Below are 21,464 nucleotides of genomic sequence, written 5' to 3'. Positions count from 1 at the left end.
CGGGCCGGCCCGGCTTTCGCAACCGCGCGCCGCAGGGCGTATCTGGCCGCAAGGCGCGGTACGCCGCGGGGATGTAGTATTCGCCTTCGTGAGCATCCTTACAAGCGCGCAACTACGTAAGCCAGCTACGTAATACTACGTAGCCAGTCGGCGGTCTTTTCAACGATGAAACTCAAAGCCAAGATCTTTCTGCTGGCAATCGTGCCCTTTCTGGCCGCCATCGCCAGCATCGAAACCGGCGTTCGCCAGGAAGCCACGGCGCTCGCCGAAACGCAGCATGCGACGACCCAGGCCGCGTACATGGCCAGTAAGGAAATCGAACTCAAGCATTACGTCGAACTCGCGACCACCGCGATCGCACCGCTCTATAACGCCGACGCCGGCCGTGACAACGCGCGCGACGACGCCACCCTGCGCACCCGCGCGCTCGACATTCTGGCGAAGATGGATTTCGGCAAGGACGGCTACTTCTTCGTCTACGACATGCACGGTCGTTCGCTGATGCATCCACGCGAGCCTGACCTGGTTGGACGCGACCTGTGGGCGCTGCGCGATCCGCAAGGCGCGCTGACGATCCAGCAACTCCTCGCCGCGGCTTCGCGCGGCGGCGGTTACGTGCGCTACGTATGGCATCGGCCGTCGACAGGCAAGCTTGCGTCGAAGCTCGGCTACGTAGTGCCGCTCGAACGGTGGGGCTGGATGATCGGCACGGGCATCTATCTCGACGACGTGGATACGGCGCTTGCGCACATCGATCAGCGCGCGGCGGCGAACATCGATCACACGATGCAGTGGATCGACGCCATTGCTCTCGCCGGGCTGGCTGTGATCGCACTGTGCGCGCTGGTGCTCAACGTCACCGAATACCGCAGTGCCGATGCAAAACTGAAGCGGCTCGCGCAGCAGGTGGTCGAGTCGCAGGAAAACGAACGCGCCCGACTATCGCGCGAATTGCACGACGGTATCAGTCAGATGATGGTCTCCGTCAAGCTGCTGCTCGAATCCGCATTGGCGCGGTTCGAGCATAGCGACGTGCGCGTGCCCACGGCAGAAGCGGCGGTTGCGACCAGTCTCGCGCGGATCGGGGATACCTTGCGCGAAGTGCGCCGCATTTCCCATGCGCTGCGACCGTCGATGCTCGATGACCTCGGCGTTGCAGCCGCACTGGAGCAGCTCACGCGCGAGATGAGCGAAGAGTCGGGTATTGCGATCGGCTTTACGCAGATCGCGCACACGAACGCCGCCGCTTTGCCCGACGCGGTCAACACCGTCCTGTTCCGTATTGCACAGGAAGCGCTGACGAATATCGTGCGGCACGCACAGGCATCGAATGCGGCGCTCTCGCTGGAAGTATCGAACGACGCCGTCACGCTCACGATCTCGGACAATGGCCGCGGTTTCGATGTGACGCACGCGTTCGTCAGTCCACGCGCCGGGGTCGGGCTGAGCAACATGCGCGAACGTCTGGAGGCGCTGGGCGGCAAGCTCACGCTCAACTCGCAAACCGGCCATACGATCGTCGCGGCGCGCGTGCCGCTGGGCACGCACGAGCCTCACTCGCCGGCCTTGCAGGAACACTGAAAATGAACGATACGTCACCCACCCTCGCACGCCTGATTCTGGTCGACGACCATCCGCTTGTACGCGACGGCTTGCGCGCCCGGCTCGAAGCCGTGCGTAACATCCAGGTCGTCGGCGAAGCGGGCAACGCTCAGGAAGCGCTCGCGCTTGCCGCCAGCCAGGAACCGCATCTGGTGCTGATGGACGTCGGGATGAACGGCATGAACGGTATCGCGTTGGCCGGCATGTTTCATGAGCGCTTCCCGGCGATTCGCGTGCTGATGCTGTCGATGCACGACAACCTCGAGTACGTGACTCAGGCGGTGCGCGCGGGCGCCAGCGGTTATGTGCTGAAGGACTCTCCTGCCACCGAAATCATTCAGGCGATTGGCGCGGTACTGGATGGCAAGCAGTTCTTCAGCGCGGGGCTTGGCGCGCGATTGATCCAGGCCTCGGCCACCCAGTCGCCGGTTGAACGGCTCACGCCGCGCGAGCGCGACATACTCGACGCACTTGCAGAAGGTCTGTCGAGCAAACAGATCGCGCAACGCAATGACCTCTCAGTGCGCACGGTGGAGACGCATCGGCTGAATCTGAAGCGCAAGCTCGATATCGAAGGTCAGGCCGAATTGATCAAGTTTGCGGTGGAGAATAGACGTAAGAACTAACGGAAGTTCTGTCGATGCTTAGCTCGCCGCCTTCTTCACCGCGGCGCCGCAAACGCCGCATAATGATCACTGAATCAGGCAGAACCCCGCTGCTATTCCGTCCGGTCACGCTCAATCCTGGGAGCATAAGAGGATGAATCGCCCAAAATCCAAGTGGCTCGCGGTTCTGCTGATTGGCGTGGCCGCGCTGCACGCCCATGCGGAAAATGCTCGCATCAATCGCGGCCACGATCCTTTCTTCCAGATATCCAAAGCGGTCAGCGAATGCCCCGTGCCATTAGGTCCACTCGTAACCGAGAAGGAATGGCTCGACGACAGTCATTACCGGATCGAGCGCGGCAATAGTTGCTGGGTGGAAGGTCGTTGCCGTCTTTCAAACGCCTACCTCTACGACACGGAAATCACCGAAGCCGTCCAGCGGCGCCTCACGAATATCAACTACGCCACCCACTGGCGCGAACTGTCGACCCTGTGGCTCACGCTGCAACGCCGCTTCATCTACGTGCAAGGGTGCGTCGCGCCCGGTTTCGACAAACAAACGTTCCTCGCCGAACTGGCCAGAACAGCGGACGTTGAACGCGTGATCGACGATACGACGACGAACCCGCACGCGGCGTCGCTGCCGTATAAAACGCTCGCGGATCCAGACAAGCCGGTAACCGACCCTGGCAACTAAGGCGGCCATATTTGGCGCCCCGTTATACCCATGGCCGCGAAAGACACGTTCAACCCGCTCACCGAATACCTCTAGCCATAACGATCAAAGTTGCGTATCCAGCAGCGGTACAAACTTTTCGATCAGGCGTTCGGTAAAAGGACGCCGCAACCAGGCCTCCAGCGTGACATGCTCCGATTTCTTTATATCGTCCGCGAAAGCAGCGGTTTGCTGGCGTGCGAAATCACGATCATAGATGTTCAGGTTCGCTTCATCGTTAAGCTTGAATGAGCGGTTATCGAAGTTGGTCGAACCGACCGAAACCAGGTACTCGTCCACCACCAGCAACTTGCAATGGAACATGGTGGGCTGATACTCGAACATCTCGACGCCCGCTCGCAACAGATCGCCCCAACAGGCACGCGACGCTTCACGCACCGTATGCGTATCAATGCGTTTGCCGGGTGTGATGATTTGCACTTTCACGCCACGCCGCGCTGCTTCGACCAGCGCATTGATCGTCAACTTGTCGGGCACGAAATAGGCGCTGGCAAGATGGATCTTGTGCGTGGCTGCGGTGATCGCCATCAGATACATCAATTGCATGTCGTCACTACCGCCTGAGGGCGAACTGCTGAACATATGCGCGAGGCCATCGCCAACAGGTTCAACGTCCGGGAAGTAGTCTGCTCCGTGCAGCACGTTACCGGTTGCCTTCACCCAGTTGTCCATGAACACAGCCTGCATATGACCGACCACCGGCCCGGCCACCCGGAAATGCGTATCGCGCCAGTGCCGTTCGTCTTGCGCGTTACCGGTCCACTCCGGCGCGATGCCCACGCCGCCGGTAAAGCCGATATGCCCGTCGATCACCAGCAGTTTGCGGTGCGTGCGGTCGTTCATCCGGCCGAGGCCGGTCCAGTGTGGCTTGTGATACTGAATGACTTCCGCGCCCGCCTCACGCAGTACATTTAGATAGCGTTTATCCATTTTCGACGAACCAACCCAATCGAGCAGCACATGCACCGCGACGCCTTCGCGCGCCTTATCCGCGAGTGCCTGGGCAATCTGCTCGCCTATCTCGCCTGACCAGTAAATGAAGGTTTCAAACGTAATGGTTTTACGCGCAGAACGAATACCTTGAAGCATCGACGGAAAAATGCGATCGCCATTGAGCAGCATCTCGAAGCAGTTTCCGGAAATAACAGGTGGCCCAAGCAATAGACCCATCGAGCGCAAGAATTGCGGATCGTCACTGGCGTAACGCCGTTCGATCTTGTGTTCGATCTTCTTCTCACCGCTCGACAGATTGGCGATGATCAATACGATGACAAGTGTGACAAAGGCAGTAATTGGAATCGTCAACATGCATGGCCTCGATGCTAATCGGCAGGACGCGCCGCGCGGGCACCCTGCGGTTTCGTGAAGGCTGCCCGGTCTCGTGCCCGGGTTTGACTAGCAAAGGCGGACGCATTGCGCGTGCCCATGCCAGGCCCGCACTTTGCTACCGCAGCGCACGCCATGTGTTCAGCGAATTAAATCCCGGCACGCCGTCAAAGCGTCCGGGGCGATGCGATGTAAGAGGAATGAGAATACAAGGTACTGCGCAAACAGCGCTACCGGACCAGTGAGAATGCTTCCCTGCTGGCAATTTCACCTGCGCCGTATACGCCGACCACGGTGTAATCGGACGCAACACATTCAAAGGTCGAGTCCTGAAAGGTAATGATGAAATGGCGTTGCGCAGGTACTGATGAAACGAACCCGGAGATCTCGGCGGCCAGCGACGAATTGATCACTTCGTGAACCGAATACGCATTCAATCCTTGCAATGCAAGCGGATGAATGTCGAGATCGTCGCCACCGGGTGGCCCCAGCCGGTGAAACACCGCATCTGGAAAGAGAACGGCGCAAAACGGGTCGTCGTCGGGATCGAATGGTCCGAACCGTTCGAAATCGCATTCCGCAATCGGGTACGACAGAATCACGCGCCGGTCGCTGGCGACGATAAACGGTTCGGCAGCGTCGACCGCCGGATGAGGAACAGCGTCCAGCAGGACGACCTGATCTTCCTGCTGGAGTGACTCGAGCGTGCTAGTCATCTACTTCGCTACTCCGTTGCTCTCACGCGCTGGCCTGTACCGCCTCGGTTTGCGGCGCTGCGGCGGGCGCCGGAGCTGCCGCGCCGGTTTTAGCCTTGCTGCCGATCTTGCGCCCCGGTGCTTTCTTTGCGGCAGTCCGGGTTGACGCGGTCTTCTTCACGGCGGGCTTTGCGGCGCCCTTCTTCGCCGCCGTCTTTCTGGTCGCCGCAGTGGCCTTCTTTGCCGCCGCTTTGGAACCGACTGCCTTTTTCCCCGCCACTACTTTTTTGGCTGCGACCTTTTTGCTAACCGCGCCGCTAGTCGCCGCGGCTTTCGACTTGCCCGCTTTAGCGACTGCTTGATGACCGGCACCGCTCGCGGCAGCCGCCGCACTGTCGATCAGGAATCGGGTGCGGTCCTTCGCCGCAGCGAGCCATGCAGGTGCCGGGCCGCGACCGCTCCACGTTGCGCCGGTTTTCGGGTCGCGGTACTTGGGCGGCTGCGCACCTTTAGGTTGTCCTTTACGGCCGGCCTTGGCGTGCGTTACCGCAGCCTTTGCGGCGGATGTGAGTTCGCTTGCGCTGTCGACCAGAAATCGAGTCCGGTCTTTCACATTGGCAATCCACGCCGGAGCACGCCCGTGACCCGTCCAGGTTGCGCCGGTTTTCAGATCGCGATACTTCGGCAGCTTCTTGCCGCCCGCACCAGCAGCCTTTGCCTTGCTACTCGCGGTATGCCCATTCAGGCCCTTGGCGGCACGTCTCGCTTTCGCTTTTGCTTCGATATCTTCAGTAGTCAGACCATGCTTGAGCATCAGATCCCGAATCTGGTCGACCGCGCTCTGGGCTTTCCTGGCGATAAGAACGTCGGCTTGCGCCTGGAGCTTCTTCAACTTTGCTTGGATTTGCTCTAACGTGGGCATTCGATTGCTCCTTATGTGGTAATTCACCGCACTATGCCATGATTGGCGCGAGAAAGGCAGATCTCATTGGCTATAAACATACTGTCTTTACATCGTTTAGCATCCCGTGGAGTACGAATCTTTCGAATCCACTGCTCAATAGCCCCATTCTTTTGCCTTTCCGTTTTATGGCACGCCGCTTACGCCGGGGTGAAAACAACGGCCTGGCGGTCGGCGATATAGCGCACGCTACGCATAAACCGATACTGCTGATCGTCGGCGGTGATGCGGTTGAGTCCTAACTGCGTCAGTGCCAGCATTTCATCTGCCTGAAAGGCGGCCACCACGCCGTGTTCCGTCAAATCTTCAAATGCGCCGGACGGATTACCGACATAGACACTGCGCACGTGCGTGCCGATTCGCATCAGAACCACACTTTTTCCTTCGTCGAGCGCCAGCTCGAGATAGACGGCCAACGTTCGCAACGATTCCGGCGTGCAAGCCTGGGGTTGATAGATCACAGCATTGGTTGGCGTCATTCCCGTTTCCCCGTCAAGCTTGTTAAAAGAAGCCGGCCACTGTGCATTGCGGCAATATCCGCTTCTACTATAGGCAAGCATCCGGAGATTCAAAGGCCAGCAGTTCTCTTTTTTTATTTGCGTGAGTGGACTCGCGCGCCAACAGGCTTTAAAAAGGCCTGTCCCACGGAATGTGAGAACACGACGGCATCGCCACGAGTAATGCCGCGAGCATGGGTGGCACGAACGCGGCCGCTGGGGCGGCTATAGAAATCACGCGCGCCTGCGCAATCACTGAGCAGCACAGTACTTTCAGATGAAAGCGGGTTTTATCCGGCGCGCCGTGGCGGCGGTTTCCTTGGCCTCGGCCGCAATCGCCACGGCGACCCGCGGCCCCTTGTGTCAAGGATACGGTCGCGGGAAAGGCCGCCGGACTACGCGATTCGTAGTCCGTGAGCCGGCAGAATATCCTGAGTCGTCACGAAACGGTGTTCCTTTACCGCGTCATGAAAGCGCCGGTAGTCGCTTTTCTCGAAGGCAGTACTCCATTGCGGGCGATCGCCGCTGTCGTCGTTAGACTGCAAACCGGTGGCCTTGTACTTCCAGGAGCCCAGACCTTTGGCAATGTATTGCGGAATCGACTCCCGCAAACCCGGAATCACGCCCGTTTTGACCGCTTCGCAAATGGCCTGCAAGCGCTTGTTATCGTCGAGATTCCGATTGCCGTCGAGAAGCCTGGTGAGCGCGTCTTTCACGTCGTCCGGCAAGCCGGCCTGGGATTCGAAATCTTCGCGCCCCGCCAGATACCCGCGCACCGCACGGCAGGTCATCTCGGCCGCCTGCACGAATTCCGGCAGATTGCGTCTTTCGACCGACACCCCTCTGCCGTCGACGTAGTGCCATACCGCCCACGGCTGGTCGGGATAATGCAAAGCGGCGCCGTGACCGACTGGCAGCGCAATGGTCACCACGTCTTCCTCGATCCGCTCGATCAGATGCCGCGTGGCGCGCGTCAGATGAGCAAGCCAGCCTTCCGCCGTGCAATCTTCCGCCACCAGGTGACGAACCCGGTTCTTCGGGCTTTCGATCCCCGCAAACCCCTGATGCGCCCAGGTATCGACATAGGTGTGAAGCGTCACGCCCAGCCGATGCAAGGCCGTATCCGCGCCCCGTTGCCGGATTGCCCTGCGGACCACTTCGCGCGCGATGGCGCTATCCGGCCGACACACCGCCTTGTCTTCCAGCGTGTCTCCCTCCCCCGCCGGCAGAAAATGAAACGGTGCCCACACCAGACGGTTCTGGTCATTTTCGGTGTTGGCGTAGTCGAACATACTGTGCGCGGTAGCGAACCGCTCGAAGGTCTCACCGCCCGAAAAGCGCAGAATTCCCGCCGTCGTCGCGTCGTCGACATACTGGCAGGCATGCGCGACCGTCAGCGCCTGGCTGGCCGTCATGCCGCCGACGCGGGCAACGATATAGACCACACCATAGTGAAAATCGATGTTCATGGCTGGCGCTCCTCGCGCGCGACGAATGACGGATGTGTCTCCCGAGTGCGCGATTGCAATTATCGCCGTGTCCGCGCCTGAGTAGAAAGTAAACGACTGAGTCCGTTTGAACTTTAAAAGCGACCTCGCCGGCGCGTTCCCTGGAAGTCACCTGCGATGTCATTGAAACGCATAGGCGACGCCGACGCCATACGTAATCTGGTTACGTGTACCGCGTTGCGTGACAATCGGACTGTCCGCGGCCGACCCGGTCAGCCGCTGGTAGTAGATCATCGCACCGCCGAACCAGTTTTTGTTGAAGCGGTAGATCGCCGCACCCCAGCTGGTGATCTGTTGAAGGCCGCCGGACGGACTGAACGCCGGCAAGCCGCTGCGCCCCGCGTCTTCAGCGGTCACCCCGTAATAGGTCTGGTTGAAGCCGCTGCTCACCCAACCCGCACCCAGCCCAGCGCCCAGGAATACACGGGACGACACCGGCACCCACGCGCTTGCGTTCACCACGACGCGCGCGCCGGTATAGACGGTGCCGGCGTTCGTCACGACGGTCACGGTGCCGCGCAGACGATAGGGAAAGCTGCCGGCATTGTCATATTCGTAGCCGATGTAGCCACCGCCTTCAACAGTGGTATCGACTTCGTGAATCTGCGAGACAACCGGGTCGTCGACATGCTTGCGCCCCAATCGCAGCGCAACAGCGGGGCCCCACTGGAATCCGGTTACGCCGCCGAAATCGAATTGCGCATAAGGCCCGTACCATTCCAGCAGATGTCCACCGCTTGTGACATAGCGCAAGCCCGGCACGACGCCAACCATGCGATCCTTACCACCGGCGTAATCGGTGGTGGAGCCTATGCCGCCGCCGACCATATTCGGCAACGAGTTCGGCAGATCGACGTCGGCGGCCCACACCGCGTGCGCCGCGTTACTGAAAAGAACGGCAATAGTCAGATACCGGCATGTCTGGCTGATTGTTTGCACTGTTTGGCGGCTCATATATGCTTCGTATAATTGAAAAACCAGTCGCAATGCGAGACAGACTGCTTTTATCGCATTGCCACTCATTCAGATCTTCTGGGCTACTACTACGCGCTAGCGTAAAGGATTCTTCGATGAAACCCGGTGGTTGGAGAGAGGGTGCAAGTCCCGAGAGGCGCAAGCTGATTCGCAGCAAACTGCATGTACTGCTGGCCACGATCGGCACGTTGTCGTCCGTGGCCGGGATTGGTGTGGCGATCAACGGTGGCCTGGAATTCAACCGCACCAAAGTGTTCGTCGGGGTCGGCATTATCGTGGTGTCCACCATCGTCTATATATCGATGCTTTTTGCCCCAAACGAGTAAGACCCGCTCATTACCCGTTCATTCCCCGGGCACGACGCTTATTAAAACAGATGGGTAAAGCTTCACCACTTGCGGGCCTCGGTGCTCGAGCTTCTTTGCCGTTATTCGGCAATGAGCAGATACGCTGCCCAGAAAAAACCCCGCTTCGGTCTCCGGAGCGGGGTTTTTTCAATGCGCCTCGCGCCTGATTACTTGCCGATGCCGACCAGTTCGACTTCGAACGTCAGATCGCTGTTCGGCGGAATCACGCCGACGCCACGGTCACCGTAGGCGGTAGCTGCCGGGCAGGTCAGTTTGGCCTTGCCGCCGACCTTCATGGTTTGCACGCCTTGCGTCCAGCACGGAATCACGCGATTGAGCGGGAAAGTGGCCGGGCCGCCGTGTTTCGCGGAGCTATCGAACTCCGTGCCGTTGGCGAGCGTGCCGCGATAGTTGACCTTTACCACGTCGTCCGCCGCCGGCTGGGCGCCCGTACCCTGCGTAATGTGCTGAACGACCACGCCGGAAGGCAGCTTTTCAGTGGCGGGCGCGGCGGCCATTGCAGTTGAAGAAAGAACGGCTGCTGCGACCAATGCGACGATAGATTTCAAAGCAAGTCTCCAGAAGGGTGAGTCGCATCATTGTAGCGGATCGCATGTTGTAAGCCGTTAATCAGCCATGCAAACGATGCCAGGCGCAGCGGAAGAGTCTGTGGCATGGAGAATGCTGTAGCGCTAGAGAAACCATCCCGCAACAGTGCTTGCAGGCACGGCATACGAGATTTCACACAGCCACTCTTTCAGGCGGACCGCAATGACGACGGAAAACATCGAACCAGAACTTGTCGTCGAAGATGCCGCCGGGCGGTCCTGGATGAAACGCCTCGGCCCCGGCCTGATCACCGGCGCCGCCGACGACGACCCCAGCGGTATCGCCACCTATTCACAGGCCGGCGCGCAATTCGGCTTCGGGCTGTTATGGACCATGCTGATTACCTACCCGCTGATGGTCGCCATCCAGCTGGTCAGCGCCCGCATGGGGCGAGTGACGGGGCACGGACTTGCCACCAATCTGCGGCACCACTACCCTGCCCCGCTGCTGTATCTCGCGGTACTGGTTCTGCTACTGGCGAACACCATCAATATCGCGGCCGATCTTGCAGCGATGGGTGCAGCCGCGAAGCTCGTGATCGGCGGCCCGGTGCAGCTTTATGTCGCATTGTTTGGCACGGCATCCCTATTGATGCAGGTATTCATTCCGTACGAACGCTACGCGCATATTCTGAAATGGCTCACGCTGGTGTTATTCGCCTACGTCGCGATCATTTTCGTGATTCCAATCGACTGGAAAGCAGTCGGTCTGAACATCGTCAAGCCGCCAATCCAGTTTTCCAGCGACTATCTGACCACCGTGGTCGCCGTGCTCGGAACGACGATCAGCCCATATCTGTTCTTCTGGCAGGCCTCGCAGGAAGTCGAAGAAATTCGCTCACATCCCGCCCAGCATTCACTTTTGCGCGCGCCGTTGCAAGCTTCCGTGCAACTGAAACGGATCAACACCGACACCTGGGTCGGCATGGCCGTGTCGAACGGCGTGGCATTCTTCATCATGCTGAGCGCCGCCGCCACGCTGCACGCGCATCACATCGAAGTAAAAACCACCGCCGACGCCGCCAGTGCGCTCAAGCCGATCGCCGGCAACCTTGCGTTTGCGCTGTTCAGTCTCGGCATCATCGGCACGGGTCTGCTGGCGTTGCCCGTGCTGGCGGGTTCAGCCGCCTACGCTGCGGCGGGTACGATGAAGTGGCGCAATAGCCTTGCCTTGCAGGTGAATCTGGCCAAACAGTTCTACGGCGTAGTCGCGGTGGCGATTTTGGGTGGCATCGCACTCACGTTCATGCGTCTCGACCCGATCAAGGCGCTGTATTGGAGTGCCGTGATCAATGGCATCGCGGCCGTACCGATCATGGTGCTGGTCATGCTGATGGCGGGCAGCCCGAAAGTCATGGGCCAATTTGTGGTCACTGGCTGGTTGCGCTGGCTTGGCTGGATCGCGACCGGCGCAATGGGTCTGGCGGCGGTAGGCATGTTCTGGCCGACGTGATTCCAGACGCGAACTACTCCACGTCCTCGCTCAATAACGGCCCGCTCTTCGCGATCTCGCGTTGCGTCAACTGCGCGGCCTGCTGCTCCATGCGCTTCAGAAGGCCATCGAGCAGGCGCGCTTCTTCGTCGCTCAGACAGGACGCGAACTCGGTGTTGTAGCGTTGCCCGCTTACACGCGCCTGTTCGTAGGCGATACGTCCCGCCTCGGTCAGCGCGAGCACGGTGACGCGTTTGTTCTGCGGCAGGCGGCTCTTCGCAATCAAGCCTTTCGTCACCATGTTGGCGACGCAGCGGCTCGCCACCACCATGTCGAGAGAAGCCAGTTCGGCGAGCCGGGTCAGACTCGCGTCCGGATACTTGCCGACAAACGCAAGAATGCGCCAGTCGCGCCGGCTAATGCCGATCTCGCGGCGGAACATCAAGCCGACGCCCTGGGTCGCCACGCGCGTCAGGTTGTGGAGCCGGTAAAGCAGAAATTCGTCGATATGCTCGGGATGTTTGAGCACGGGTATCGATGCTGGATCGGTCGCGGGCACGGTGGGCGTACGTCTCTCTATGGATTGGCGGCCATTATGACGTGCTTTGCCGGTCATCACGGCGGCCCATTGTGCATCCGCACATATATTTGATTAGGTCAATCGTCCAGTTCGTTTCTAGCATCGAAGCATCTCCCCGGTTTCTCACACTTCAGGCCGCAAGGCTGCAGACGGTGCTTACAGATGGCGGACACCCGCAACGTTCTATTCATCATGTGCGATCAGCTTCGCCGCGATCATCTCGGCTGCTACGGCCATCCTTACCTGCAAACCCGTCATATCGACGCGCTGGCCGCGCGCGGCGTGCGTTTCGACAATGCTTTCGTCAGTTCCGGCGTATGCGGTCCGTCACGCATGTCGTACTACACCGGCCGCACGATGAGCAGTCACGGCGCTAACTGGAATCGCGTGCCGCTATCGATCGGCGAAATGACGCTCGGCGAATACCTGCGCCTGAATGGGCGCTCGCTCGCGCTGGCCGGCAAAACGCATGTCATGGCCGACGGCAATGGCATGCAACGGCTCGACATCGCGCGGCAGAGTCCGCTTGGTCAGCGCCTCTCGACGGGTTCGTTCGACGAACTCGACCGCTATGACGGCCATCATGAGCCCGGCAAGGAAAGCGGTTATCCGGCCTTTTTGCGTGAACACGGCTACGTCAGTGACAAACCGTGGAGCGACTTTGCGATCAGCGTGGAAGACGAAAGCGGCGCGGTGCATTCCGGCTGGAAGATGCGTAATGTGCGCTGGCCCGCGCGCGTGGCGGAGCCGCATTCCGAAACCGCGTACATGACGAAACAGGCGATCCGTTACATCGAACAGCAAGGTGACGAGCCGTGGGCTTTGCATTTGTCGTATGTAAAGCCGCATTGGCCGTACGTCGCGCCACGTCCGTATCACAACCTCTATTCACTCGATCAATGTCTGCCGCTCGCACGCAAGCCCGCTGAACTCGATAATGCGCACCCGGTGCTCGCCGCCTATCGCACCCAGGAAGAGTGCGTGAATTTCTCGCGCGAAGAAGTCTCGAACACCGTGCGGCCCGTTTATCAAGGTTTGATCCAGCAGATCGACGACCATCTCGGCGAGCTGTGGGACACACTCGAACGGCTCGGCCGCTGGGAAGACACGCTGATCGTATTCACGGCGGACCACGGCGATTTTCTCGGCGACCATTGGCTCGGCGAAAAAGAACTGTTCTACGACACCGTGCAGCGCGTGCCGATGATCGTCTACGATCCGTCGACGCGTGCCGACGCCACGCGCGGCAGCGTCGAAACGCGCTTCATGTCGGGCATCGATGTGGTGCCGACCGTGCTCGATGCGCTCGGCCTGCCGGCTTACGAAGAGCGGATCGAAGGGCGCTCCGTCCTGCCGCTCACACGCGGCGAAATGCACCGGGCCGCAGGCTGGCGCGATTATGTGGTCTCCGAACTCGACTACAGTTTCCGCGGCGCGCGACTCGCGCTGGAACGCAAACCGGACGAATGCCGCGGCTGGATGGTGCGCGACACACGCTGGAAATACATCCGCTGGCAGGGTTACCGCGCGCAGCTCTTTGATCTGGCGAACGACCCGGACGAATACGTCGATCTCGGCGCCGACGCGAGTCACGCAAACGTCTGCGCGCACATGCACGCAAAGCTTGCCGACTGGTACGGCTCGTTGAAACAGCGCGTCACGATCGATAACCCCACGATCGAAAGCAAAACCAATACGCACAAAGATTGGGGCGTCTTTTTCGGCGAATGGTAGGACGGCGCAGTCAGCGGTAACAGCAGATCACAGCCTCATAATAAAAACCGTAATGCGCCCGGTCCACCGTGCCGGGATGCCAGGAGACACCATGCAGTGCTCGTCAGCCGTCGCGCCCGATGACGCGATCTATCGCAAGATCGCGCGGCGCATCGTGCCGTTTCTGTTTATCTGCTACGTCGTCAATTTCATCGACCGGGTCAATATCGGCTTTGCGAAACTGCAATTCCTCCAGGACCTGAAGCTCGATGACGCGGTGTTCGGTCTCGCAGCGGGGATGTTCTTTGTCGGCTATCTGGTGTTCGAGTTGCCGAGCAACCTGCTGCTGGAACGCATCGGCGTGCGCAAGACGCTTCTGCGCATCATGGTTTTGTGGGGCGCATTAACGGTGCTGCTGATGTTCGTCAGGAGCGCGAGCATGCTGTATCTGCTGCGTTTTCTGCTGGGCGCGGCCGAGGCGGGTTTCTTCCCCGGCATCATTCTGTACCTCACCTACTGGTTTCCCGATCGGCAACGCGGACGCATCACGAGTCTGTTCATCATGGCAGTGCCGCTGGCGGGCATCATCGGCGGCCCGCTGTCGGGCTGGATCATGGTGCACTTCCACGACATGCTCGGTTTGCGCGGCTGGCAGTGGCTGTTCCTGATCGAAGGCGTGCCGGCCATCGTGCTTGGGATCATGGCCATGCTCTATCTGGACGATCGGCCCTCGCACGCGAAATGGCTGAGCGATGCGGACAAAGCCCAGATCACCGCGGCACTCGAGGCGGATCGCAAGCAACGCGGCGCACACCACGCGCCGCCCGCGCGTCTCGCCGATGTGCTGCGCAATCCACGGATCTATCTGCTATCGGCGATCTATTTCTGCGTCTTCATGGGGCTCAACGCGATCGGCTTCTGGATTCCGACGTTGCTGCGGCAGGTCGGTGTGCAGCAACTCGATACGATCGGCTGGCTGAGCGGTGGAATTTCCGTCTGCTCCGCGATTGGAATTGTCGCGATCGGGCGCAGCTCAGATCGTCGCGCTGAACGACGCTGGCATGTGGCGGGCTGCGGATTTACGGTCGCCGGCAGTTTCCTGCTGCTGCCGTTCGCTGCCCATAGCGTGCCCCTGACTGTCGCTTTGCTGGTGGTCGCGTCGATCTGCATTTACGCAACCCTCAGTATCTTCTGGACGATCCCGACCGCCTATCTGGACGGCGGCGCAGCGGCGGCCGGCATCGCCACGATTACCGCAATCGGCGCGTTGGGTGGGGCGGTGAGCCCGTCGCTGGTGGGTGCGCTGAAGGCTGAGACAGGCAGTATTTATGCGGGATTTGCGGTGATCGCCGCACTCCTGGTCGCAGGCATGGTCGCGCTGCTGTGGGCCGTGCCCGCGCCGCGGCGCGATACGGTCGGCGCGGTGCGGTCCGCTGCAATGAAGTAGAAATTCTGGCGCTCCGGCATCGATGAGGGTCGTCAGGGTGCGATGCGTACGAGAGTGTTCTTGCGAGAGCGCCTGGTGCGAACGAGCCGAAAACGGGTGAGGTCGCGTGAAGAGAATGATTTCTATCCGGTGGTCGGACGTACCACGCCGGCCGGTTTGGATGGATGGCTCGCATAAGCGTGGCGCACGCGAACAGCCCGACACTTTTCCAATTTCGATGAACAGTTACGGTTTTGAATTGTTGTTCGCGCAACCATTCGAGTTGAGCTACGAAACTGGCGATGCTGGAACGGGTGATTGACGTGGTGTGTTGAGAGCTCTACCTCGGCATTCAAGCGAGGAGCGGCTGCCCGGAAGAGGGCCATCGACAGGTTTGCCGTTGATTCCAGGACTTATCTGTCGATGGGATGGCTCGCGCTTGAGCCTGTTGCCTTGATCTGTACGGATGGCCTCGGCGACGGTCAGACGTTGAGAAGTTCGCCCGCGTCGCCTCAGCCAAGGCATCAGCGCGGGAGGCCGAAATGTCGGCCTCCACACGCTGAGTCGGATTGACCCGATCAGTGGCCGTGGCCGCCGCCGTAGCCGCCGCCTCCGCCGCCTGCGCCGCCTCCGAAACCGCCTCCATGGCCTTGGCCGCCGTTGCCATGGCCGCCGTTACCTTGACCGCCGTTACCTTGGCCGCCGCTGCCTTGGCCGCCGTTGCCTTGGCCGCCGTTGCCTTGACCGCCGTTACCTTGGCCGCCGTTACCTTGGCCGCCGTTACCTTGACCGCCGTTACCTTGACCGCCGTTACCCTGGCCACCGCTGCCATGGCCGCCGCCGTAACCGCCACCGCCTTGGCCGCCGTTGCCTTGGCCTCCGCCACCTTGGCCTTGGCCGCCTTGGCCGCCGTTACCGTAACCACCGCCGCCATGACCTCCGTTACCTTGACCGCCGCTGCCGTAACCGCCGTTGCCCTGACCGCCGCCTTGGCCTCCGTTGCCGTGACCCCCGTTACCCTGGCCTCCGCCACCTTGGCCTCCGCCACCTTGGCCTCCGCCGCCTTGACCTCCGCCGCCATGACCACCGTTACCTTGGCCGCCGCTGCCGTAACCGCCGTTGCCCTGACCGCCGCCTTGGCCTCCGTTGCCGTGACCCCCGTTACCCTGCCTCCGCCACCTTGGCCTCCGCCACCCTTGCCTCCGCCACCCTGGCCTCCGCCACCCGGCCTCCGCCACCCTGGCCTCCGCCACCCTGGCCTCCGCCACCCTGGCCTCCGCCACCCTGGCCTCCGCCACCCCGGCCTCCGCCGCCTTGGCCCCCGTTACCGTAACCGCCGCCGCCATGACCACCGTTACCTTGACCGCCGCTGCCGTAACCGCCGCCGCCTTGACCGCCGTTGCCTTGGCCGCCGTTGCCGTGACCGCCGTTACCCTGGCCTCCGCCGCCTTGGCCTCCGCTACCTTGGCCTCCGCCGCCTTGACCTCCGCCGCCATGACCGCCGTAACCTTGGCCGCCGCTGCCGTAACCGCCGTTGCCCTGACCGCCGCCTTGGCCTCCGTTGCCGTGACCCCCGTTACCCTGGCCTCCGCCACCTTGGCCTCCGCCACCCTTGCCTCCGCCACCCTGGCCTCCGCCACCCTGGCCTCCGCCACCCTGGCCTCCGCCACCCTGGCCTCCGCCACCCTGGCCTCCGCCACCCTGGCCTCCGCCACCCTGGCCTCCGCCGCCTTGGCCCCCGTTACCGTAACCGCCGCCGCCATGACCACCGTTACCTTGACCGCCGCTGCCGTAACCGCCGTTGCCTTGACCTCCGCCACCTTGGCCACCGTGGCCCTGGCTTCCGCCGCCGGGACCACCGCTACCCTGACCGCCGTTGCCATAACCGCCGCCACCTTGGCCACCTGCACCGTGACCACCGTCACCGTGGCCGCCATCTCCATGGCCACCATCGCCGTGGCCGCCATCACCATGGCCGCCATCGCCGTGACCGCCATCGCCGTGGCCGCCGTCACCATGGCCACCGTCACCATGGCCACCGTCACCGTGACCGCCATCGCCGTGGCCGCCATCGCCGTGGCCGCCGTCACCATGGCCACCGTCACCATGGCCGCCGTCACCATGGCCGCCGTCACCATGGCCGCCGTCACCATGGCCACCGTCACCATGGCCGCCGTCACCGTGACCGCCATCGCCGTGGCCGCCGTCACCATGGCCGCCATCGCCGTGACCGCCATCGCCGTGGCCGCCGTCACCATGGCCACCGTCACCGTGACCGCCATCGCCGTGGCCGCCGTCACCATGGCCGCCATCGCCGTGGCCGCCGTCGCCATGGCCACCGTCACCATGGCCGCCATCGCCGTGGCCGCCGTCACCATGGCCGCCATCGCCGTGGCCGCCGTCGCCATGGCCACCGTTACCATGGCCGCCATCGCCGTGGCCGCCGTCGCCGCCTCCGCTGCCGGAACCTCCGTCGCCTCCAGTACCTGTCCCACCGGTACCTGTCCCGCCTGTACCTGTCCCACCCGTACCCGTCCCGCCCGTACCCTTACCGCCGTCGCCGCCCGCGCTACCCGATCCCGTCCCTCCATTCCCACCACTGCCACTGCCCGAGCTCCCCGCACCGACACCGGGTGCTCCAGAGTTCGCCCCACCACCACCGTTGCTTCCCGAGCCGGCTGACGATGTCCCGTTACCCGTGCCGTTCTGCGAACCGGCGGCCGATGTCGAGCCAATACCCGCGGCAGCCGCGGCCACGCCCAGTCCGCCCGACGTCAGCAAGCCACTGCTCTCCCGTTTGCAGCCAAGCGTGTCGAACATCGGACAATCAATCGACAAATCCTGAGCCAGCATCAGATTCGCCGCTTTCGCCGATGGCGGCACGACCGGCGCCGAATTCGTCTGCGCGCCCGCCATCGCCGCATACAGGCTTACGGCAACCGCCAGCACCGCTTTGCGCGTCCCCAACGTCCGCACGTCCCCGTTCAATCTTTTCATTTCATTCTCCTAACTATATCCAAAAGACGATCCCGATAACCAGTCATCTCTGTTCGCGGTTAAAAATGAAACTTCACAGCCCGGTCGTGACTTCCTCGCGCCACTCGAAAACCGCGTAGCGTCTGGTCTTTCTCCCGCAAATCATCCCGGTCCGATTCGACGTGCTTCAGGAGAAACGACTGGCTGTGCGCGAACAAAATCATGAAATGAACACAGCAGGGTCTGATGGAGGATGAAGGTATGCGGAGTGACATTTGCGGACCGTGCGCTAGCCCACGCAATGCGATATTGCCAAGCTCTTTACGATTAATTTCTCCGCCTAACCGTCAAAGATGGTTAACTCCAACCTTTAAAGAGAGTCGGACGTTTTTGCCTTTAGATATGCAGTCCCAACTAATTTTCTGATTATTTTCTTCTTCATATGAATCGACCGCTCGCGCCTCCAAAGGCCGCGCAAGGGCGTTCAGGCTTCGCGGAGAGAAATGAAAGATGGCGCGTCCTTACGCTTCGTTTCAGCGTATATCCGGGCCGAGGACAGAAAGAGAGAGATTGAAACTGCGCGAATGAGGGCAATCACACAGACGGCGCAAATCCGACGGGCTTACACTGACTGTCAATTAGATCTGTTTTCAGAATGGCATCGATCACGCAATGCAAATCAAAGCGTGACTGTCAAACCATCACCAATACAGAATATGTCGATTGACGAAACCGGCTGTGTCATCCGATAGAAAAGCCGTGGCGCCCAACAGCTCTTCGATATCGCCCATCGGCGCGACTGCGTGCGATCGATCAGTCACTTGCCGAAGGCCTCGTCATTAACGCGTGGTTCGGTTAGCTCGGTTCTGAAGTGTCCCGGACTCAATCAGTTGCCCTGAAATCCGTGCTACTCGAATCGATCGCCATGCCTTTGGTGAGCTCACGATCTGAGCCCGGACGGCATCACGGTCAACATGGTGTCGGGCGACCTGCTGCGCAACACCGACGCGAGCGCGGCCACCTCGGAATTCGTGTTCGACCTGATCACCAGCTCCACGTCGGTGCAGCGCATAACGACGCCGGACGAATTCGCGGACGCCGTACCGTTCTTCCTCTCACGATGGTCGCGCGCGGTCACCAGCCAGAATCCGATCGTCGACGGCGCGCTCGTAAAGGGTTAATCGCAGTCCTCCCCTGTTCAAGCCACCTCGACCACGATCTTGCCTCGCGCGCTGCCATCAGTGAGCGCGTCATACGCCAGTTGCGCCGAGTTCAGATCGAACCGCCGGGCGTCGAGGCGCGGCGCGAGCTTGCCTTCCTCGGCAAGCCGCGCTGCCGCGCGCAGCATCTCGCCGTGATGCGCACGGCCCTGTCCGGACAGTAACGCATGCAGCGTGAACACACCCGAATACGTGGCTTCACGAAACGACAGCGGCGCCAGTGCATGCGTACCCCAGCCCAGCGCGCTGACCACATGACCGAAGTGCTTCACCGCGGCGAATGATGCGTCGAGCGTCGCGCCGCCTACCGTATCGACGACAAGCTCGAAGCCCGCGCCATGTGTTGCAGACGCCACGTACTGCTCGACTGTTTGCGCACGATAGTCGATCGGCGTCGCGCCAAGCGCTTCGATTGCGGCGCGGTCACGCTCGCTCACCGTCGCGAACACAGTCGCGCCCAAGGCGCGCGCCAACTGCACGGCAACGTAGCCGACACCGCCCGCGCCGCCTTGCACGAGCACGGTTTGGCCAGCTTGCAAATGCGCACGGTCGACGATCCCCGAGTACGCCGTGACGAAAGCGAGCGGCAGCGCGGCGGCTTCGCGCAGCGAGAGATTCGCCGGCTTGAGCGCCAGCAAGTCGGCATCGACCGCCGCGTATTGTGCGAGCGAGCCCTGCATACCGCCCACGCCACCGGTCATTCCATACACCTCGTCGCCAGCCTTGAAACGGCTCACGCCTTCGCCAACTGCCTCGACCACGCCCGCCATGTCGATGCCCAGCACCAGCGGCAATGGGTGTCTCGCATGCGCGGCGGCGCCAGCGCGAATCTTGGTGTCGAGCGGATTCAGGCCGCTCGCGGCGATGCGCACCAGCACCTCGCCTTGCCTGGGCACGGGCCGCGGCAGTTCGGCGAATTCGAGCGGGCCATTGTGCTGCGTGAGAACGAGGGCTTGCATGGACATGACGACCTTCCTTAAAGATGGAGATAAACAAGTTGATACGGGCATAATCTTCCATGCGAAACAGCATGTAAATCGACACTTCCGCACGACACGCAAACGAAAATGAATGGCTCGACACTGGAGTGGGGCGACGTCCGTATTTTTCTGGCTATCGCTCGCGGCGGCACGCTCGGCGCGGCCGCGAGGCTGACCGGGCAGACCCAGCCAACCATGGGCCGGCGTCTGCGCGCGCTGGAAGCGGCCGTCGGACACACACTCTTTCAACGTACGCGCGACGGTTTCGTGCTGACCGATGAAGGCAGTGCGGTGATGGTTTTCGCGGAACGCATGGAAGAAGAAGCGCTGACTTTCAGCCGCGCGCTGAGTGGTAATGAGCAGCAACTGACCGGGCTGCTGCGGGTGTCGTCGTCCGACTGGTTCGGCATTCACGTACTTACGCCGGTGTTCGCGCGGTTTCTCGACAAACATCGTGAGGTGTCGATCGAGCTCGTCACCGATTCTCGCCGCTATAGTCTCGCGCGCCGCGAGGCGGACCTGGTATTCCGGATCACGCCATTCGACGAGGCCGACATCATCCAGCGCAAGCTGATGCACATCGACTACGCGTTGTACGGCCGCGCCGATCTCGCGGCGGCCTACACGGATGACGGCGGAGGCGCCGGACAGACGCTCATCAGCATGGACAGCGCGTTCGGCACACTGCCCGATGTCGCATGGATCAAACGGCTGCTGCCAAAAGCGCGGATTGCGTTCGGCAGCAACAATCGCGGCGCGCAGGCACGCATGTGCGCCGAAGGCGTAGGCCTCGCCGTGCTGCCCTGTCCGCTCGGGGACAACACCCCAGGCCTCGCGCGTGTCGAACTGAGCGAAGCGCCGCCAGGCCGCGCCGTCTGGCTGGGTTATCACCGCGACCTGCGCCGGCTTGCACGCTTGCGGGCGCTGCTCGACATGACGATCGAGGCTATCGGCAACGTGTAGCGCGGCCTCGTGACAGCGCGTCCCGGCTCGCTTATCGCAGCGAGCGGCGAAAACATCGGCGCCCACGTCACCCGCATAAGACCGCTGCCTTGCGCAGCGAAGTGTCACTGTAGAACCACCACATACGCGCTCGCCCAACACTTCTGCGCGCCATTTTTTTCGGAAACGTTCCCACCATCCGCCGCGTCGGCACACATTACCGTTCTCACTGCACCGCGCGCACGCTTACCACGTGAGCTTTCTCATCGCGCTGGCGGTTAGCACGGGTTTACCTCTGTTTGACTTTTGAAAGCTAGCCCGTTTACTGGACGCTG

General features: G+C 61.5%; 19 protein-coding genes and 1 pseudogene. 10 read left to right on the top strand and 10 right to left on the bottom strand.

Annotated features, from left to right (window positions below; translation table 11 throughout):
* The first annotated feature begins 165 nt into the window (after positions 1 to 165).
* The 3 genes from PQR27_RS21230 to PQR27_RS21220 all read left to right on the top strand — a co-directional run bounded on the left by PQR27_RS21230 (position 166) and on the right by PQR27_RS21220 (position 2,904).
* Positions 166 to 1,581, top strand: coding sequence for a cache domain-containing protein (locus PQR27_RS21230; protein ID WP_408525626.1), 1,416 nt, complete (start codon positions 166 to 168; stop codon positions 1,579 to 1,581).
* Between the two features lie 2 nt (positions 1,582 to 1,583).
* Positions 1,584 to 2,228 (top strand): response regulator, encoded by a 645-nt coding sequence (locus PQR27_RS21225; RefSeq protein WP_408525625.1) that lies wholly within the window; start codon positions 1,584 to 1,586, stop codon positions 2,226 to 2,228.
* Between the two features lie 133 nt (positions 2,229 to 2,361).
* Positions 2,362 to 2,904: a hypothetical protein gene (locus PQR27_RS21220; RefSeq protein WP_408525624.1), complete on the top strand. Its 543-nt coding sequence runs from the start codon at positions 2,362 to 2,364 to the stop codon at positions 2,902 to 2,904.
* Positions 2,905 to 2,988: 84 nt separating this feature from the next.
* Here the strand turns inward: PQR27_RS21220 and cls are convergent, their stop codons facing one another.
* The 6 genes from cls to PQR27_RS21190 form a co-directional block, all read right to left on the bottom strand.
* Positions 2,989 to 4,251 (bottom strand): cardiolipin synthase, encoded by a 1,263-nt coding sequence (gene cls, locus PQR27_RS21215; RefSeq protein WP_408525623.1) that lies wholly within the window; start codon positions 4,249 to 4,251, stop codon positions 2,989 to 2,991.
* A 248-nt stretch (positions 4,252 to 4,499) separates the two neighbouring features.
* On the bottom strand, positions 4,500 to 4,985 hold the full coding sequence (locus PQR27_RS21210) for a hypothetical protein (protein ID WP_408525622.1): 486 nt from the start codon (positions 4,983 to 4,985) through the stop codon (positions 4,500 to 4,502).
* Between the two features lie 22 nt (positions 4,986 to 5,007).
* Positions 5,008 to 5,886 carry an H-NS histone family protein gene (locus PQR27_RS21205; protein WP_408525621.1) on the bottom strand — a complete coding sequence of 293 codons (879 nt, stop codon included), beginning with the start codon at positions 5,884 to 5,886 and terminating at the stop codon, positions 5,008 to 5,010.
* Between the two features lie 179 nt (positions 5,887 to 6,065).
* Complete coding sequence (locus PQR27_RS21200; protein WP_408528257.1) at positions 6,066 to 6,404, bottom strand: hypothetical protein; 339 nt, start codon at positions 6,402 to 6,404, stop codon at positions 6,066 to 6,068.
* A gap of 413 nt (positions 6,405 to 6,817) precedes the next feature.
* A complete protein-coding gene (locus PQR27_RS21195; RefSeq protein WP_408525620.1) occupies positions 6,818 to 7,891 on the bottom strand; it encodes a DUF6765 family protein in 1,074 nt (357 codons plus the stop codon).
* A gap of 159 nt (positions 7,892 to 8,050) precedes the next feature.
* Positions 8,051 to 8,884 carry a MipA/OmpV family protein gene (locus tag PQR27_RS21190; RefSeq protein ID WP_408525619.1) on the bottom strand — a complete coding sequence of 278 codons (834 nt, stop codon included), beginning with the start codon at positions 8,882 to 8,884 and terminating at the stop codon, positions 8,051 to 8,053.
* Positions 8,885 to 9,000: 116 nt separating this feature from the next.
* Between PQR27_RS21190 and PQR27_RS21185 the strand changes: the two genes are divergently transcribed.
* Entirely contained in the window at positions 9,001 to 9,231 is a 231-nt protein-coding gene (locus tag PQR27_RS21185) for a DUF2964 family protein (RefSeq protein ID WP_408525618.1), read from the top strand.
* 188 nt (positions 9,232 to 9,419) lie between these two features.
* Here the strand turns inward: PQR27_RS21185 and PQR27_RS21180 are convergent, their stop codons facing one another.
* Positions 9,420 to 9,770 carry an FKBP-type peptidyl-prolyl cis-trans isomerase gene (locus PQR27_RS21180; RefSeq protein ID WP_408528256.1) on the bottom strand — a complete coding sequence of 117 codons (351 nt, stop codon included), beginning with the start codon at positions 9,768 to 9,770 and terminating at the stop codon, positions 9,420 to 9,422.
* A gap of 253 nt (positions 9,771 to 10,023) precedes the next feature.
* Between PQR27_RS21180 and PQR27_RS21175 the strand changes: the two genes are divergently transcribed.
* Positions 10,024 to 11,313 (top strand): NRAMP family divalent metal transporter, encoded by a 1,290-nt coding sequence (locus PQR27_RS21175; RefSeq protein ID WP_408525617.1) that lies wholly within the window; start codon positions 10,024 to 10,026, stop codon positions 11,311 to 11,313.
* A gap of 13 nt (positions 11,314 to 11,326) precedes the next feature.
* Here PQR27_RS21175 and PQR27_RS21170 read toward each other — a convergent pair whose 3' ends face one another.
* Complete coding sequence (locus tag PQR27_RS21170) at positions 11,327 to 11,821, bottom strand: MarR family winged helix-turn-helix transcriptional regulator (RefSeq protein ID WP_408525616.1); 495 nt, start codon at positions 11,819 to 11,821, stop codon at positions 11,327 to 11,329.
* A gap of 213 nt (positions 11,822 to 12,034) precedes the next feature.
* On the opposite strand from PQR27_RS21170, the gene PQR27_RS21165 reads away from it, so the two are divergent.
* Positions 12,035 to 13,606, top strand: a complete 1,572-nt coding sequence (locus PQR27_RS21165) for a sulfatase-like hydrolase/transferase (protein WP_408525615.1) — start codon at positions 12,035 to 12,037, stop codon at positions 13,604 to 13,606.
* 91 nt (positions 13,607 to 13,697) lie between these two features.
* Complete coding sequence (locus tag PQR27_RS21160; RefSeq protein ID WP_408525614.1) at positions 13,698 to 15,032, top strand: MFS transporter; 1,335 nt, start codon at positions 13,698 to 13,700, stop codon at positions 15,030 to 15,032.
* Positions 15,033 to 15,363: 331 nt separating this feature from the next.
* On the opposite strand, the gene PQR27_RS21155 is transcribed toward PQR27_RS21160, so the two are convergent.
* Positions 15,364 to 16,092: a hypothetical protein gene (locus tag PQR27_RS21155; protein WP_408525613.1), complete on the bottom strand. Its 729-nt coding sequence runs from the start codon at positions 16,090 to 16,092 to the stop codon at positions 15,364 to 15,366.
* Positions 16,093 to 16,355: 263 nt separating this feature from the next.
* On the opposite strand from PQR27_RS21155, the gene PQR27_RS21150 reads away from it, so the two are divergent.
* Both PQR27_RS21150 and PQR27_RS21145 read left to right on the top strand, forming a co-directional pair.
* The gene (locus PQR27_RS21150) at positions 16,356 to 17,693 is read left to right on the top strand and encodes a hypothetical protein (protein ID WP_408525612.1); all 1,338 of its coding nucleotides are present in this window, start codon (positions 16,356 to 16,358) and stop codon (positions 17,691 to 17,693) included.
* Positions 17,694 to 18,925: 1,232 nt separating this feature from the next.
* A pseudogene (locus PQR27_RS21145) lies at positions 18,926 to 19,168 on the top strand (SDR family oxidoreductase); the annotation flags it as partial.
* 17 nt (positions 19,169 to 19,185) lie between these two features.
* Here the strand turns inward: PQR27_RS21145 and PQR27_RS21140 are convergent.
* Positions 19,186 to 20,172 carry a zinc-dependent alcohol dehydrogenase family protein gene (locus PQR27_RS21140; RefSeq protein WP_408525611.1) on the bottom strand — a complete coding sequence of 329 codons (987 nt, stop codon included), beginning with the start codon at positions 20,170 to 20,172 and terminating at the stop codon, positions 19,186 to 19,188.
* Positions 20,173 to 20,274: 102 nt separating this feature from the next.
* On the opposite strand from PQR27_RS21140, the gene PQR27_RS21135 reads away from it, so the two are divergent.
* On the top strand, positions 20,275 to 21,150 hold the full coding sequence (locus tag PQR27_RS21135; RefSeq protein ID WP_408525610.1) for a LysR family transcriptional regulator: 876 nt from the start codon (positions 20,275 to 20,277) through the stop codon (positions 21,148 to 21,150).
* Positions 21,151 to 21,464 lie beyond the last annotated feature (314 nt).

The organism is Paraburkholderia fungorum, assembly GCF_046027215.1.
GTDB classification, from domain to species: Bacteria; Pseudomonadota; Gammaproteobacteria; order Burkholderiales; family Burkholderiaceae; genus Paraburkholderia; species Paraburkholderia fungorum_D.
The sequence above is the reverse complement of the archived record's forward strand: the minus strand, read 5'-3'. Positions and strand labels throughout refer to the sequence as shown.

Excerpts from the sequence above, each read along its gene's own strand:
- PQR27_RS21165 (WP_408525615.1), top strand. The coding sequence starts at position 12,035 with ATGGCGGACACCCGCAACGTTCTATTCATCATGTGCGATCAGCTTCGC.
- PQR27_RS21195 (WP_408525620.1), bottom strand. The coding sequence starts at position 7,891 with ATGAACATCGATTTTCACTATGGTGTGGTCTATATCGTTGCCCGCGTC.
- PQR27_RS21190 (WP_408525619.1), bottom strand. The coding sequence starts at position 8,884 with ATGAGCCGCCAAACAGTGCAAACAATCAGCCAGACATGCCGGTATCTG.
- PQR27_RS21140 (WP_408525611.1), bottom strand. The coding sequence starts at position 20,172 with ATGTCCATGCAAGCCCTCGTTCTCACGCAGCACAATGGCCCGCTCGAA.
- PQR27_RS21220 (WP_408525624.1), top strand. The coding sequence starts at position 2,362 with ATGAATCGCCCAAAATCCAAGTGGCTCGCGGTTCTGCTGATTGGCGTG.
- PQR27_RS21230 (WP_408525626.1), top strand. The coding sequence starts at position 166 with ATGAAACTCAAAGCCAAGATCTTTCTGCTGGCAATCGTGCCCTTTCTG.
- PQR27_RS21160 (WP_408525614.1), top strand. The coding sequence starts at position 13,698 with ATGCAGTGCTCGTCAGCCGTCGCGCCCGATGACGCGATCTATCGCAAG.
- PQR27_RS21155 (WP_408525613.1), bottom strand. The coding sequence starts at position 16,092 with ATGGCGGCGGAGGTCAAGGCGGCGGAGGCCAAGGTGGCGGAGGCCAAG.
- PQR27_RS21210 (WP_408525622.1), bottom strand. The coding sequence starts at position 4,985 with ATGACTAGCACGCTCGAGTCACTCCAGCAGGAAGATCAGGTCGTCCTG.
- PQR27_RS21175 (WP_408525617.1), top strand. The coding sequence starts at position 10,024 with ATGACGACGGAAAACATCGAACCAGAACTTGTCGTCGAAGATGCCGCC.
- PQR27_RS21200 (WP_408528257.1), bottom strand. The coding sequence starts at position 6,404 with ATGACGCCAACCAATGCTGTGATCTATCAACCCCAGGCTTGCACGCCG.
- PQR27_RS21205 (WP_408525621.1), bottom strand. The coding sequence starts at position 5,886 with ATGCCCACGTTAGAGCAAATCCAAGCAAAGTTGAAGAAGCTCCAGGCG.
- PQR27_RS21150 (WP_408525612.1), top strand. The coding sequence starts at position 16,356 with ATGACCACCGTTACCTTGACCGCCGCTGCCGTAACCGCCGCCGCCTTG.
- cls (WP_408525623.1), bottom strand. The coding sequence starts at position 4,251 with ATGTTGACGATTCCAATTACTGCCTTTGTCACACTTGTCATCGTATTG.
- PQR27_RS21185 (WP_408525618.1), top strand. The coding sequence starts at position 9,001 with ATGAAACCCGGTGGTTGGAGAGAGGGTGCAAGTCCCGAGAGGCGCAAG.
- PQR27_RS21225 (WP_408525625.1), top strand. The coding sequence starts at position 1,584 with ATGAACGATACGTCACCCACCCTCGCACGCCTGATTCTGGTCGACGAC.
- PQR27_RS21180 (WP_408528256.1), bottom strand. The coding sequence starts at position 9,770 with ATGGCCGCCGCGCCCGCCACTGAAAAGCTGCCTTCCGGCGTGGTCGTT.
- PQR27_RS21135 (WP_408525610.1), top strand. The coding sequence starts at position 20,275 with ATGAATGGCTCGACACTGGAGTGGGGCGACGTCCGTATTTTTCTGGCT.